Origin of the sequence: Sphingomonas endophytica, assembly GCF_001476895.1 — a bacterium.
GTDB lineage: Bacteria > Pseudomonadota > Alphaproteobacteria > Sphingomonadales > Sphingomonadaceae > Sphingomonas > Sphingomonas endophytica_A.
On the sequence record NZ_LDTB01000306.1, the window covers coordinates 1 to 714 of the forward strand.

Consider the following 714-nt stretch of genomic DNA (forward strand, 5'->3'; position numbering starts at 1 on the left):
GTTGTATCGACAAAACCCGGCGCGATACCAGCGACGCGAATGTTATAGCGTGCAAGCTCCTTGGCCCACGTCACGGTCATAGCTGCCACGCCCGCCTTGGCGGCTGAGTATTTTGTTTGTCCGACATTGCCGTAGCGAGAGATGCTTGAAACGTTAATGATCAGCCCGCCGCGTTGCCCCTCGATCATATGAAGGGCTGCTTCGCGCCCGCACAGGAACACGCCAATCAGATCGACGGCGATCACCTTCTTGAACTCTGAAAGCGACATTTTCCGCTGCACCTTGTGGTCGACGGCCTTGACCAGAAGCGCATCGCTCACCACGCCGGCGTTGTTGATCAATCCGTCGATGGAGCCAAATTCAAGACGGATTTTGCGGAACGCATTTTCAACCGCCGGCTCGTCGGTAACGTCGAGCGTGAAGAATTTGTTCATGCCGTCCAAGCCAGCCAAGCCAGCACATTGCCGCAGTGTCTCCTCGAGCATGGAAGCGTCGCGATTGATGATCGCAAGGTTTGCTTTGCACTGAGCCAGGGTCTTTGCCAAGTCTCGGTCGATGCCTTGACCAGCTCCGGTGATGACAATCGTCTTGCCGCGGATGTCCAAAATGGGGACTCACCGGTTCCAATTATTGAAGTCACCATAGAAGATGCATCCAGCTAGGAAATTGACGGCGGTCAATGCGCAACAAGCCGCGACCTGAACAATTCTGATC

At 55.0% G+C, this 714-nt stretch carries 1 protein-coding gene; it reads right to left on the minus strand.

The features are described 5' to 3' along the window. Positions 1-605: SDR family NAD(P)-dependent oxidoreductase (locus NS334_RS17335; protein WP_058757030.1), on the minus strand; the 605-nt coding region annotated here is incomplete at its 3' end. Positions 606-714 lie beyond the last annotated feature (109 nt).